The 13,297-nt window shown below is 66.6% G+C and carries 11 protein-coding genes; 3 read left to right on the top strand and 8 right to left on the bottom strand.

What is annotated here, in order from left to right; translation table 11 throughout:
• Positions 1-14: 14 nt before the first annotated feature.
• From AAFP30_RS02815 to lepA, 4 genes are all read right to left on the bottom strand, one after another.
• Positions 15-1,184, bottom strand: a complete 1,170-nt coding sequence (locus AAFP30_RS02815; protein ID WP_419228301.1) for an enolase C-terminal domain-like protein — start codon at positions 1,182-1,184, stop codon at positions 15-17.
• A gap of 4 nt (positions 1,185-1,188) precedes the next feature.
• Positions 1,189-2,739 (bottom strand): AMP-binding protein, encoded by a 1,551-nt coding sequence (locus tag AAFP30_RS02810; RefSeq protein WP_419228300.1) that lies wholly within the window; start codon positions 2,737-2,739, stop codon positions 1,189-1,191.
• Positions 2,740-2,888: 149 nt separating this feature from the next.
• Positions 2,889-4,928 (bottom strand): M3 family metallopeptidase, encoded by a 2,040-nt coding sequence (locus AAFP30_RS02805; protein ID WP_419228299.1) that lies wholly within the window; start codon positions 4,926-4,928, stop codon positions 2,889-2,891.
• A gap of 1 nt (position 4,929) precedes the next feature.
• The gene (gene lepA, locus AAFP30_RS02800) at positions 4,930-6,786 is read right to left on the bottom strand and encodes a translation elongation factor 4 (protein WP_419228652.1); all 1,857 of its coding nucleotides are present in this window, start codon (positions 6,784-6,786) and stop codon (positions 4,930-4,932) included.
• Positions 6,787-6,859: 73 nt separating this feature from the next.
• Between lepA and AAFP30_RS02795 the strand changes: the two genes are divergently transcribed.
• Together AAFP30_RS02795 and AAFP30_RS02790 are read left to right on the top strand one after the other, a co-directional pair.
• A complete protein-coding gene (locus AAFP30_RS02795) occupies positions 6,860-7,507 on the top strand; it encodes an alpha/beta family hydrolase (RefSeq protein WP_419228298.1) in 648 nt (215 codons plus the stop codon).
• Positions 7,504-7,926, top strand: a complete 423-nt coding sequence (locus tag AAFP30_RS02790; RefSeq protein ID WP_419228297.1) for a type II toxin-antitoxin system PemK/MazF family toxin — start codon at positions 7,504-7,506, stop codon at positions 7,924-7,926. Before AAFP30_RS02795 ends, AAFP30_RS02790 begins: the two co-directional genes overlap by 4 nt.
• Positions 7,927-7,930: 4 nt before the next feature.
• On the opposite strand, the gene AAFP30_RS02785 is transcribed toward AAFP30_RS02790, so the two are convergent.
• From AAFP30_RS02785 to AAFP30_RS02770, 4 genes are read right to left on the bottom strand one after another with little or no spacing between them, the layout of a single operon-like run.
• The gene (locus tag AAFP30_RS02785; protein ID WP_419228296.1) at positions 7,931-8,779 is read right to left on the bottom strand and encodes a transglutaminase family protein; all 849 of its coding nucleotides are present in this window, start codon (positions 8,777-8,779) and stop codon (positions 7,931-7,933) included.
• Positions 8,776-9,759, bottom strand: coding sequence for an alpha-E domain-containing protein (locus AAFP30_RS02780; protein WP_419228295.1), 984 nt, complete (start codon positions 9,757-9,759; stop codon positions 8,776-8,778). Before AAFP30_RS02780 ends, AAFP30_RS02785 begins: the two co-directional genes overlap by 4 nt.
• Complete coding sequence (locus tag AAFP30_RS02775; RefSeq protein WP_419228294.1) at positions 9,756-11,585, bottom strand: circularly permuted type 2 ATP-grasp protein; 1,830 nt, start codon at positions 11,583-11,585, stop codon at positions 9,756-9,758. Before AAFP30_RS02775 ends, AAFP30_RS02780 begins: the two co-directional genes overlap by 4 nt.
• A gap of 55 nt (positions 11,586-11,640) precedes the next feature.
• On the bottom strand, positions 11,641-12,771 hold the full coding sequence (locus tag AAFP30_RS02770) for a sulfotransferase family protein (RefSeq protein ID WP_419228293.1): 1,131 nt from the start codon (positions 12,769-12,771) through the stop codon (positions 11,641-11,643).
• 209 nt (positions 12,772-12,980) lie between these two features.
• On the opposite strand from AAFP30_RS02770, the gene rpsT reads away from it, so the two are divergent.
• Positions 12,981-13,241: a 30S ribosomal protein S20 gene (gene rpsT / locus AAFP30_RS02765; RefSeq protein ID WP_419228292.1), complete on the top strand. Its 261-nt coding sequence runs from the start codon at positions 12,981-12,983 to the stop codon at positions 13,239-13,241.
• Positions 13,242-13,297 lie beyond the last annotated feature (56 nt).

Genomic DNA, 13,297 nt, shown 5'->3' with positions numbered 1-13,297 from the left:
CGGTGACGCCACCTCTACCCCTTTGCCAGTTCGGTGATCAGTTCGGCCAGTCCGGGTTTGGCCTCGAGGCCGAATCCGGGATCGTCGGCGGGGGTGATGATCCCGTCGCGGACCACGCATCCCGGGCTGTAGCCGCCGAACGGCGCGAACACGCCGGGATAGGCCTCGCAGCCGCCGAGGCCGAGTCCGACGACGATGTGCAGGTTGATCAGATGTCCGCCGTGGGGCATCGCCGAGGTGCGGTGAAAGCCCGCTGCTTCCATCTCGGTGATCATCGACTGATATTCGGTCAGGCCGTAACTCAGCCCGGCGTCCATCTGCAGGATGTCACGATCCGAGCGAATGCCGCTGTACCGCAGGAGATTGACCGCATCCTGACGGGAGAAGAGATTCTCGCCGGTGGCCACCGGACCCGGATACTCGGCGATCACCGTTGCGGTGGCCTGATAATCGAGCGGATCGACCGGCTCCTCATACCAGCGCAGTCCATACGGCGCCAACGCACGCGCATAGGCCAGCGCACCCGTCTGATCGAACCGGGCGTTGGCATCCACAGCAACCCGATCCGCCGCCCCGGTGACCTCGATCGCCGCGTCGATGCGACGCAGGTCGTCGGCCAGGGGTTGCCCGCCGATCTTGATCTTCACCGCGCGGTATCCGTCGCCGAGGTAGCCGCGGATCTCGTCGCCGAGGGCCGAAAGCTCGTTCTCGCCACGGTAGTAGCCGCCCGCCGCATAGACCGGGACACCGCCGGTCGCCGGTGCCGCGCCGAACGCACGCGCGATGGTGGCGTGGGCGGGTTCGTCGGCATATTTGGCGAGCAGGTCCCAGCAGGCGAGTTCGATCGCGGCGGCGGCACCCGCACGATCACCGTGCCCGCCCGGTTTCTCGTCCCGGAGCGCGCACCGCGCCACTGCCGCCGGATCGAGGAGGCCGGTATGGCCGTCGAGCAGGTCCTGTTCGTCGGCCGAGAGTACTCGGGGAATCATGCGGTCGGCGAGTATCCCGCTCTGGGCATGGCGACCAATCGAATTGAAGCCGATGCCGACTATCGGTGCACCGTCGCGGATGACGTCGGAGACCACCGCGACCAGGGACACCCGGTGGGCGGAGAAGTTGACGACCGCGTTGGAGATGTCCCCGTGCAGCGGCACGGCGATCTCACGGATCTCGGTGATACGCATCGGCTCAGGCGATCCCGCGGGTGCGATCGGCCCAGAACGGCTTGCGCAGTTCACGTTTGAGGATTTTGCCGCTCGGGTTCCGGGGTAACTCGGTCACCACCTCGACGCGGGTTGGACATTTGTAGTGCGCCAGTCGATCTCGGCAGAAGTCGATGATCTCGGCGGAGTCGACGGGTTGCTCGGCGACGACGAACGCCAGAACGGTCTCGCCCCACTTCTCGTGCGGCACCCCGATCACGGCAGCGTCGCTGAGGTCGGGATGCTCCATCAGGACGTTCTCCACCTCCACCGGGTAGACGTTCTCGCCGCCGCTGACGATCATGTCCTTGACCCGGTCGCACAGGTAGAGGTAACCGGCCTCATCGAAGTAGCCTGCGTCGCCGGTACGGAACCAGCCGTCGGATCGCAGCACGGCGGCCAGTTCGTCGGGCTGCCCGTGATATCCCGCCATGATCAAGCTGCTACGCGTCCAGACCTCGCCGGTGACACCCGGAGCGCACGGCGTCTGGTCGATGGGATCGAAGACGGCTACCTCGACGCCCTCGGCCGGGCGCCCCGCCGACGCCAGGATCGCACCGTCGCGTCGATGGTCGTCGGGCGTGAGAAAGGTGATGGGACCACAGGTTTCGGTCATGCCGTAGCTCTGCACGAGATCGCAGCCGAAGACCTCCATCGCCGTGTGGGCGACGGCCGGGGACATCGGCGAGCCGCCGTAGATCAGCGTCCGCAGTTCGGGGTACGACCGTTCGCGTGCGACTGGATGGTTGACCATCATCGCCACGATGGCCGGCACGGTCAGCGCGTGGTCGACCTCGCCGCTCGCGAACGCGTCGAGCACGGCCACCGGGTCGATCTCGGTCAGGAACCGGGCGGTCGCGCCCAGACCCAGGCAGTAGAAGACCCAGCCGGTGCCCGACACGTGGAACAGCGGTGCCGGCACCATCACCACATCGCCCGCGCGGATGTCCCAGGGCGCGGGTGTCGTGAGGTTGGCGGCCAGCGAGCGGTTCGCGAGTTCGACGCCTTTGGGGTGACCGGACGTGCCCGAGGTGTAGATGACGATGGTCACGTCGTCGTCCTGTGGGGTCGCGGTCGGCTCGGTCGCGGCGCAGGTCTCGATCCAGGTGTCGTACTCGGTGACCTCGGTGCCCACCACGAGCCGCACCCGACCGTCCCCCGGATCGTCGAAACCCAGCAGCGGCAGGAAGTCCGGTTCGACGACGATCGCAACGACCCCGGAGTCCGCCACGATCGCATCCATCTCTCGACGACTCAACCGCCAGTTCAGCGGCAATCCTGCCGCCCGGATCAGCGAGGCGCCGGCCAGGACCTCACTCCACAGCGCCGCATCCCGTCCGAGGAAGCCGACGATGTCACCGCTGCCCACGGCCCGCTCGGTCAACCCGTTGGCCAGCCGCACGCTGCGGCGATACAACGAATCGAAGGTGTGCCGACGACCGCCGACGACGTCGATCGCGACGCTCTCCGCGCGTTCGGCGGCCCAATGGCGCACCATTGCGCTCACCGATCCATAGTGCGTCTCCCCGGTGCTCACGCTGGCCTCCGTTGCTGGCGATCGCTGCTCTGCGACCAAATACGATTCTGATGCCAGATTCAGGTTACGGGGTGCGCCAGGCCATGACAAGGGTCGGGTCGGGTGTTCAGTCCACCGCCACAGCGCGCGTCGACGCCGTGCCCAGGGAATCAGGCCTCGGCGGGTTGCTCGACCAATCCCCGTCGTCGCAGCAACGGTCCGATCTCGGCCTTGCGTCCGATCAGTCCCTCGTGCGCGACAAGCGGATCCACGCTGTCGCCGCGGGACAGCGTGGACTCGGCGAAGCGTCGTCCGGACTCCCGCACCAGACCGCCTTCGGCAAGGAACCACTGTTCGGTCTCCGCGTCGAGGACCTCGGACCAGATGTAGGAGTAGTAGCCGGCCGAATAGCCGCCGCCGAAGATGTGATTGAAATAGGCACTGCGGTAGCGCGGCGGGATCAGATCGCCGACGAAGCCGGCCTCACGCAGCGCAGTGCGTTCGAATTCATTGACGTCGCTGGGGATCTCGTCGGCCCCGAGTCGATGCCACGCGAGGTCCAGGACCGCGGCGGCGAGGTATTCGATGGTGCCGTGCGCGGTTTCGGTGTTCGCCGACGCGTGGGCCGCCTCGGCGAGTTCGGCCGGGATGGGCGCCCCGGTCTCGTGATGCCGGGCGTAGTGCGCCAACACGTCCGGATGCAACGCCCACATTTCGTTGACCTGCGACGGGAATTCGACGAAATCGCGGGGCACCGACGTGCCGGACTGCGACGGATAGTCGACCGCGGAGAGCAGACCGTGAACCGCGTGTCCGAACTCGTGGAACAGGGTGGTCAGCTGATCCATCGTCAGTAGGCAGTGTGCGCCGTCGTCGGGCTTCGTCAAGTTGAGGACGTTGACCACAATCGGTTGGGTCGCAAGCACCGTCGACTGATCGACGATGTTGTTCATCCACGCACCACCGCGTTTGGACGGCCGGGCGAAGTAGTCACCGAGGAACAGTCCGATGCTGGACCCGTTCTCGCCGAACACCTCCCAAATCCGCACGTCGGGGTGATACCCAGTCAGGTCGGGTCGGGGCGTGAAGCGCAGCCCGTAGAGCTGGTTCGCGGCGTAGAACACGCCGTCGTTCAGGACGGCGTCGAGTTCGCAGTAGTCGGCGAAATCGCCGAGCGGGACCGCCGACGTGGCACGCTTCTCCGCGGCCAGCCAGTAGGTGTAGTCGGCGGGACCGATCTCCTCGTCGGTCAGCGCGGTCAACCGGGTCAGCTCCCGGTCACCGGCCCGCAACGCGGATTCGGTGAGTTCGCGTAGCAGGTCGAGCACCGCGGACGGCCCGGGTGCGGTTTCCTCGGCGATGACGTACTCGGCGTGGTTGGCGTATCCGAGCAGCTCCGCACGACGGGCACGCAGCGCGACAATCTCGAGGATGTTGGCGCGGGTGTCGAACTCGTTGCCCCGCGCACACCGGTTCACCGACGCGCCGAAGACCCGTTGTCGCACATCGTGCTTCGCCAGCGACGCGACCGCGGACTGGCTCGTCGGCAACTCCAGGGTGATCAGATGGCCGGTGTCATGTCCGGCATCGGCGGCGGCGCGACGTGCCGCGGCGATCTCCCCGGCGGAGAGCCCGTCGAGGTCGACTGCGTCGTCGACCAGGACCGCCGAGGCGTTCGTGTCGTCGAGGATGAGCTGCGAGAAGGTGGTGGTGAGATAGGCCAGCCGCGAGGAGATCTGCCGCATCTCGGCCTGCCCGGCGTCGTCGAGTCCCGCGCCGGCGCGCACGGACTCGCGATACCGCTTGGCCAACAGGCGTTCCTGCGCCTCGGTGAGGTCGAGGTCGGCGCGCCGCTCGTAGAGATCGGCGATGCGGGTGAAGAGCCGCTTGTCCATCGCGATGGTGTTCGCGTGATCGGTGAGCAGTGTGGACAGCTGCTGCGAGATCTCGTTGCGCTGCGGATTCGTGTCCGGGCCAACGAGATTGAAGAAGATGCCACTCGCCCGGGCCAGATCGCGGCCGGAGAGTTCCAGGGCCTCCACCGTATTCGCGAAGGTCGCGGGGTCGGTGTCGGTGGCGATGGCCTCCACCTCGGTCAGGTGTGCGGCGAGCGCCTCGTCGAAGGCGGGTAGGAAGTCGTCGTCGGCGATCGACGTGAAGTCCGGCAGCCCGTGCGGCAGCGAACTCTGCGCGAGAACGGGATTGACCACGTCACTTACCTTTCGGCTTGTCCCCGGCGGCATCAGTGGACAGCGCGGCAACGAACGCCTCCTGCGGCACATCCACCCGCCCGATGGTCTTCATCCGCTTCTTGCCCTCCTTCTGCTTCTCGAGCAGCTTGCGCTTACGGCTGATGTCACCGCCGTAACACTTGGCCAGAACGTCCTTGCGGATGGCGCGGATGTTCTCGCGGGCAATGATCTTCGAACCGATCGCCGCCTGCACCGGCACCTCGAACTGCTGGCGCGGAATGAGTTCCTTGAGCTTGGTGGCCATCTTGTTGCCATAGGTGAACGCGGCATCGCGGTGCACGATCGCACTGAACGCGTCGACCGCCTCCCCCTGCAGCAGGATGTCGACCTTGACCAGATCGGCTTCCTGCTCGCCGGCCTCCTCGTAGTCGAGGGAGGCATAGCCGCGGGTACGCGACTTCAGCGAGTCGAAGAAGTCGAAGATGATCTCGGCCATCGGCATGGTGTACCGCAGCTCGACGCGGGTCTCCGACAGGTAATCCATGCCGCCGAGTTCCCCACGCCGCGACTGGCACAGCTCCATGATCGAGCCGATGAACTCACTCGGCGCGATGATCGTCGTCTTGACGATGGGCTCGAAGATGCTGCGCGCCTTGCCGTCCGGCCAGTCCGACGGGTTGGTGACGATGTGCTCGGCACCGTCGTCCATGACCACCCGGTAGACGACGTTGGGGGCCGTGGAGATCAGGTCGAGATTGAACTCGCGCTCGAGCCGTTCGCGGGTGATCTCCATGTGCAGCAAGCCGAGGAAGCCGCAGCGGAAACCGAAGCCCAACGCCACCGAGGTCTCCGGCTCGTAGGTCAGTGCGGCGTCGTTGAGTTGCAGCTTGTCGAGCGCATCCCGCAGCACCGGATAGTCGGAGCCGTCGAGCGGATACAGACCCGAGTAGACCATCGGCCGGGGTTCCCGGTAGCCGGTGAGCGGCTCGGTCGCACCCTTGCGGGCCGACGTCACGGTGTCACCGACCTTCGACTGACGCACATCCTTGACGCCGGTGATGAGATACCCCACCTCGCCGACGCCGAGCCCCTTCGACGCCTTCGGCTCCGGCGAGACGATGCCGACCTCAAGGAGTTCGTGGGTGGTGCCCGTCGACATCATCGCGATCTTCTCGCGCGGCAGGATCTGCCCGTCGACGACACGGACGTAGGTGACCACACCGCGGTAGGTGTCATAGACCGAGTCGAAGATCATCGCCCGCGCGGGTGCGTCGGCATCGCCGGTCGGCGCCGGCACCTGGCGGACGACCTCGTCGAGCAGGGCGCCGACACCTTCACCGGTCTTGCCGGAGACGCGCAAGACCTCACTCGGGTCGCAGCCGACGATGTGTGCGAGTTCGGCGGCGTAGCGGTCGGGGTCGGCGGCCGGGAGGTCGATCTTGTTCAGCACCGGGATGATGGTCAGATCGTTCTCCATGGCCAGGTACAGGTTGGCCAGGGTCTGCGCCTCGATGCCCTGCGCGGCGTCGACCAGCAGCACCGCGCCCTCACACGCCTCCAGTGCGCGCGACACCTCGTAGGTGAAGTCGACGTGACCGGGCGTGTCGATGAGGTGCATGACGTAATCGGTGGTCTCACCGTCGGCGGTGACCTGCCACGGCAGCCGCACGTTCTGCGCCTTGATGGTGATGCCGCGTTCGCGCTCGATGTCCATCCGATCGAGGTACTGCGCACGCATCGCGCGTTCCTCGACCACCCCGGTGAGCTGCAGCATCCGGTCGGCCAGCGTCGACTTGCCATGGTCGATGTGGGCGATGATGCAGAAGTTCCGGATCCGGGAAGGATCGGTGAAAGTGGTGTCGGCGAAGGTGGGAATCGAACTACTCCTTCAAAAACTGCGGCAGGTGTTCTGACCAGTTTCTCATGTCCGCACGGACTACCGTTGACCCATGGCATCGAGCAGCTACTCGGCCGACGGCGTCGTCGCCGACATCGAGCGACCCGACGGCACGCCGCGTGGTATCGCGGTGCTGGCCCACGGGGCCGGCGGCAACCGTTCGGCGGTGATCCTGCGGGCGGTCGCCGCGGAGCTGGTCGGCCGCGGACTGGTGGTCGCGCGCATAGATCTGCCCTATCGACAGCGTCGACCGAAAGGACCGCCGAGCCCGTCGACGGCCGAGGCCGACCGCGACGGCATCCGCGCGGCGTGCGCGGTGTTCGGCGGCGAGGCCGACGGGCCACTGCTCATCGGCGGCCACTCCTACGGCGGGCGGCAGGCGTCCATGGCCGTCGCCGAAGATTCGGGGATGGCCAACGGCCTGCTCCTGACGTCCTACCCGCTGCACCCGCCGGGAAAACCCGAGCGTGCCCGGACCGAACATCTGCCGTCGATCAGGGTGCCGACGGTGGTGGTGCACGGCAGTACCGATCCGTTCGCGACGTCCGCGGAGCTGGTCGACGCCGTGGCGCTGATCCCCGCGCCGACGCGGATCGTCGAGATCGAGAAGGTCGGACACGACCTCAAACCGGATCGCAAACCCACGGCAGCCCTGACCGCCGACGCCGTCGAGGCGATGTTCTTCGGGGCCGATTCATGACCATCCCACCGACGATCCACCACCCCACCACGCATTTCGCGCGGCAGATCGTCTACGCGCCAGACCTCGACGGGGCCGCCGACCCGGGCGAGATCGTGTGGACCTGGGTGCGGTTCGAGGATGATCCGGCGCACGGCAAGGACCGGCCGGTCCTGGTGGTCGGGCAGGAGTTCGACGCCACCCGCCGCGCCCACCTACTGGGACTCATGTTGTCCAGCAAGGACTATCACCGCGACGCCGTGGACTGGTTCGCCCTCGGTTCCGGGGTGTGGGACGACCGGCACCGAGAGAGCTTCGTCCGCCTCGACCGCGTGCTGATGGTCGTCGAACACGGCATCCGCCGCGAAGGTGCGATCCTGGATCGCCCCCGCTTCGACGCCGTCGCCTACCAACTCCGAACGCGCTACGGGTGGTTGTGATCTCTCACGCCAACCGCGTGATCTCCACGACGACGTCGAGATCGGTTGCGCCACCACCGGTGTAGATGCCCTTGAGCGGCGACACGTCGGAGTAGTCACGGCCGACACCCACCGACACGTGCCGTTCGGTGATGGCGGTGTCGTTGGTCGGGTCGTGGCCCCACCAGCCGCCGGTCCACACCTCGATCCAGGCGTGCGACTGGCCCTCGACGGTCTTGTCGATCGCCGCATTCGGCTTCGGGTGCAGATAGCCGGATACGTAGCGTGCCGGAATACCCAAGCTGCGCAACATGAGTAGCGACAGGTGTGCGTAATCCTGACAGACGCCCTTGCGTTCGTTCCACGCGTCGACGGCGCTGGTGTGCACGCCAGTGGTGCCGGGAACGTATTCCATCTCCTCGTGCACGAACGCGCACACCGCTTCGACGGCACCTTCGGGAGTCAGGTCCTTGGCCAATCGCTTTGCGGTGGCGGCGAGTTGACGGTTCTTGGGCACGTAGCCGGTGTTGGAGAGCATCTCGTCGTAGCGGTCGACGACGAACTCGCTGCGCAACTGCTCCCAGTCGACCTGGTCGTCGGCGGCCGGCCGCTCCCCCTGCTCGGTCTCCACCACCGACATGCCCGACACCTCGAGTTCCTCATGCGGCGCATGCAGATCGAAGGCGGTGACCGCGGTACCCCAATAGTCGGTGTAGCGGTACGACCGGGTCGCGGGCACCGTCTCGACGCGGTTGACGATCACGTTCTGCCGGTTGTCGCTGCGCGGCGTGAGGCGCGCCTCGTTGTAGGACGAGGTGACCGCACTCTTGTAGGCGAACCCGGTGGAATGGACGACGCGCACTCGCCAGCTCACAGTTCACTCTCCTCGATGAAGTGGTCCTCGCCGTCGCTCACGCGGGCGTCTGCCCACGAAACATACGGGGAGACATGGAAATACTGCGCTGTCACAGCTTCGTTCACCGCTGCGCAGGTGTCCTGCAGGTCCAGCAGCCGGTCCTGCAGACCGTCGAGCAGCCGACCGGGTTCGAGGAATTCGAGCGAGCTGCGGGCCCGGCCGAGCAACAGCAGCGCCTCGGCGGCCAGACCCACCCGGGACGGACGATTCTCCAGCCCGGAGAGACTCTGTTCGGCCATGCGCAGCGCGTGGAACACCGACCGCGGGAACAGTCGGTCGAGCAGGATGAACTCCACGACGTTCTCCGCGTCGAGCTGACCACGGTAGGTTCGCAGGAAGGTGTCCTGTGCGCCGGCCGAGACCAGCACGCCGTTCCACCCCGGCGAACTCGACCGTTCTCCGGCGCGCGCCAACAACATTCGGATCGTCATGTCGACGCGTTCGATCGATCGCCCGAGCACCAGGTAGCGGTAGGTGTCGTCCTGGCTGAGGGTCGCGTCGGCCAAGCCGGCGAACATGGCAGCCCGGTTCTTCACGTACGACAGGAACTCGTGCGGTCCGAGACGCCGTGCCCGACGCTCGGCGTCACCGAGTCCGTTGTAGGTGGTGTTGAGGCATTCCCACATCTCGCTGGACGTCACCTCACGGGCTCCGCGCGCATTCTCCCGGGCCGACCGGATCAGGTCGACGATCGAGCCGATCGAATCCTTGTCGTAGGCAACGCGGTCGGTCAGCGACCAGACGTCGATCTGGTCGTCGGTCGACGGCGCCTCCAGTCCGAGAACCTGGATGACCAGCCGCGCCTGGGCGTCGACGTCAACGGTGGCGTCCTCGAGGAGCTGCTGGATGGCGACGTCGAGGATGCGCGCCATGTCGTCGGCGCGTTCGACGTACCGGCCGATCCAGTACAGCGATTCGGCGTTGCGAGCGAGCATCATTGCGCGCCACCCCCCTGATGTTGTTGCTGTGCGCGGCCCTGCTGCTGTTGCTGCTGTGCGCGGCCCTGCTGCTGTTGCTGCTGACCTTGCTGCTGCTGTTGGGTTTGGGTGTGCAGGAGATCGGGAGCACTCTCGGCCGGCCGCGCCGCGGCCACCCCGGCCGCCGATACGACCTTCTCGCCGGTCAGCTCCTGGTCCTCGTCGGAGGATCCGCGCGACGCCAGCACCCAGGTGTCCTTCGAGCCGCCGCCCTGGCTGGAGTTGACCACCAGCGACCCTTCGGGCAGCGCCACGCGGGTCAGTCCGCCGGGCAGCACCCACACCGATTCACCGTCGTTGACGGCGAACGGCCGCAAGTCGACGTGCCGTGGGCGGACCTCCTCGCCGATCTTGGTCGGCACCGTCGACAGTTGCACCACCGGCTGCGCAATCCACCCGCGAGGGTCGTTGCGCACCTTGCGGGCGAGCGTGTCCAGTTCGGACTTGGTGGCGTCGGGCCCGAACACGATGCCGTAACCACCCGATCCCTCAACGGGTTTGACGACGAGTTCGTCGATGCGGTCGAGGACCTCTTCGCACTCGTCGTCGAGCCAGCAGCGCAGGGTGTCGACGTTCTGCAGGGTGGGTTTCTCGCCGAGGTAGTACTGGATGATCTCCGGCACATAGGTGTAGATCAGTTTGTCGTCGCCCACGCCGTTGCCGACGGCGCTCGAGATCACCACATTGCCCGCGCGGGCGGCGTTGAGCAGACCGGCGACGCCGAGCATCGAGTCGGGCCGGAACTGCATCGGATCGAGGAAGTCGTCGTCGATGCGGCGGTAGATGACGTCCACACGCTGCTCACCTTCGGTGGTGCGCATGTAGACGACGTTGTCGCGGCAGAACAGGTCGCGGCCTTCGACGAGTTCCACACCCATGAGCCGGGCGAGCAGCGAATGCTCGAAGTAGGCGGAGTTCGCGACACCCGGGGTGAGCACGACGATGTTCGGATCGGCCTCGTTGAACGCCGCCGACGCCCGCAGCGCCCGCAGCAGGTGACTCGGATAGTCGGCCACCGCGCGAACCCGGTGGGAGGAGAACAGATCCGGGAACACGCGCGCCATGGTGCGCCGGTTCTCGATCACGTACGAGATGCCCGACGGTGACCGCAGATTGTCCTCGAGGACGCGGAAGTCGCCGTTCTCGTCGCGGATCAGGTCGATGCCCGCGACGTGGATACGCACCCCATTGGGTGGGCGGATACCCGCGGCCTGACGGTGAAAATGCTCGCAGGAGTGAACGAGTCGCTTCGGCAGCACCCGGTCGCGCAGAATCTCCTGCTCCCCGTAGATGTCGTCGAGGAACAGTTCGAGCGCCTGCACACGCTGGGTGATGCCGGCCTCGAGCTTGTTCCACTCGGCGGCCGAGATGACCCGTGGCACAACGTCGAGCGGGAACGGACGCTCCTTACCCGAGAGCGAGAAGGTGACGCCCTGATCGATGAAGGCACGGCCTAGCGCGTCGACGCGGACGTCGAGGTCGGCCGCCTCATACTGGGCCATCGCCTTGTAGATGTTGCGATACGGCGCCCGAACGTCACCCTCGTCGTCGAACATCTCGTCGAAGGCCTTGCTGTACTGACCTTTGGAGTAGCCACCGAAGATGGTGTCGTCGAGGGCCTTCGATTCCCGGACAACAGCCCTGGGCTTACGTGCCGGGGTCGATGCCTCTCTGCCACGCGTTTTGGCGGGGACCGCGGACTTGGCACCTTTGGCCGGACTCGCGGCGGCGGCCTTGGCACTGGCGGCTTTCTTGGCGGACGCGGAGGTCGTGGACGCGGGACTCATAACTTGACATGGTGCCGCATAACGACGCAATCGGCATGGCGGTGCGATGGGCGAGTCACGCCGAGGCCCGCAGACCCGCGACTCGTCGCCGCGCTCGGCGCACGATGTTCATCGCGCGGGTTTGCCAGCGTGGACCGACCTTCGGCAGCGGCGCCTTCTTGACCATCTCGGCCAGCGTGTCGAGAGCCACATCAAGGACGTCATGATCCGACGGTGGCTCGGCGTCACCCACGGCGCGGGCCCCCACGGTGAGGTCGTCGAGGCTGCCCGACACCCGATATCCCGCGACCCGGACCGCCTCGGCCATCTCGGTGGCCTTGCCCCCCGCCCACTCCCGCTGCGCGGTCGAGAGTCCCAACGGCGTGCCCGACGGCGCGTCGAAGAGGATCTCCCCGATCACCTGCCCCTTGATCACCCGCTCGTAACGACGCCACTCGACATCCGACGGCTGCAGCCGACTGTTGAGCCGGCGCAGGAACTCGGCCTGCGACGACGACAACGACGAGTTGAGGCTGGGCACCGGGATGGTGAGTGCGGCCGGATCGACATCGAGTGCGCCGAGGAAACGTTCCCACAGACCGTCGCCCTCGACGCGGACTTGCGGCACGGTGACGACATGGACCCGTTCGGGACCGACGTGTTCGGCCCACTGCCCGAGGATGCGGATGTAGTCCTGGAACTCCCAGAACGGCTCTTCGACGTCGGGTCGGCCCGCGGTGGGATCCGCCGGATCGACGTAAGCCCGCACGTTGGCGACGAACTCGTCGAACGTCGCCCGCCGCTGGTTCTTCACGTTTTCTTGCCACACCGAGGGCAGCTGTCGGGCCAGGTCGCGCACGGTGGCGATGACGTGCACCTCGTCGGCGAACGACAGGTCCGACATGAGGGTCGCGATGTGGGCGGGTGTCGCGGTGCTGTAGAGCTCGTGGGAGAGCAACGAGGTCTGCGGCCACGCCCGGATCTGGCCGAGCAGGGTCGGCCATGTCTTGGCGAACGCGGGATCGACCCAGTCCAGGTAGCGTTCCGGCTGTAGATGCACTGCGGCGTGGAAGTGGTCGGAGATCACATTTCCCGGGTAGAGCAGTCCGGATGCGTCCAAGGCCAGGTCGCGGTTGCGCCAGAGCCGATCCTGCAGGTGGGTGGTGCCGGTCTTGGGGAGTCCGATGTGGATGTAGACAACTGACATGGTGCCCGCAGCCTATGGCATGACGGACGACCGTCGCCGCAGCTTCGGAGCCGATTTGGGTCCGATCGGACCCGCTGGTAAAGTAGATCGCTGTTGCAGCGTCGTCGTGACCACCCCGGTCCGTCACCTGCGTGGGACTCCGGTCAAGCCGAGACTGGCTCCGCGAGACCCGAGGACAACCAACCAGAACCGACAAGAGGTATACACGCGTGGCAAACATCAAGTCGCAGGTCAAGCGCATCCGGACCAACGAGCTGGCTCGTCAGCGCAACCAGTCGGTGCGTTCGGCGCTCCGCACCGCGATCCGCAACTTCCGCGAGGCCGTCGACGCCGGCGACAAGGACAAGGCCACCGAACTGGCCGTCTTCGCCAGCCGCAAGCTCGACAAGGCTGCCAGCAAGGGCGTCATCCACGCCAACCAGGCCGCCAACAAGAAGTCGGCGATGGCCCTGGCCGTCAACAAGCTCTGATCACTCTCCCCGATCTCCATTCGGCGCCCCGGCGCTGACCAGATGATCGCGGCCAC

It is taken from the genome of Gordonia sp. CPCC 205515 (assembly GCF_048537925.1).
GTDB lineage: Bacteria > Actinomycetota > Actinomycetes > Mycobacteriales > Mycobacteriaceae > Gordonia.
Note: the sequence above shows the minus strand (reverse complement) of the source record. Positions and strands in the feature narration are given on the sequence as shown.

Coding starts and splice junctions, on each gene's coding strand:
- AAFP30_RS02770 (WP_419228293.1), bottom strand. CDS start 12,771: ATGTCAGTTGTCTACATCCACATCGGACTCCCCAAGACCGGCACCACC.
- AAFP30_RS02775 (WP_419228294.1), bottom strand. CDS start 11,585: ATGAGTCCCGCGTCCACGACCTCCGCGTCCGCCAAGAAAGCCGCCAGT.
- AAFP30_RS02780 (WP_419228295.1), bottom strand. CDS start 9,759: ATGATGCTCGCTCGCAACGCCGAATCGCTGTACTGGATCGGCCGGTAC.
- AAFP30_RS02795 (WP_419228298.1), top strand. CDS start 6,860: ATGGCATCGAGCAGCTACTCGGCCGACGGCGTCGTCGCCGACATCGAG.
- AAFP30_RS02815 (WP_419228301.1), bottom strand. CDS start 1,184: ATGCGTATCACCGAGATCCGTGAGATCGCCGTGCCGCTGCACGGGGAC.
- AAFP30_RS02790 (WP_419228297.1), top strand. CDS start 7,504: ATGACCATCCCACCGACGATCCACCACCCCACCACGCATTTCGCGCGG.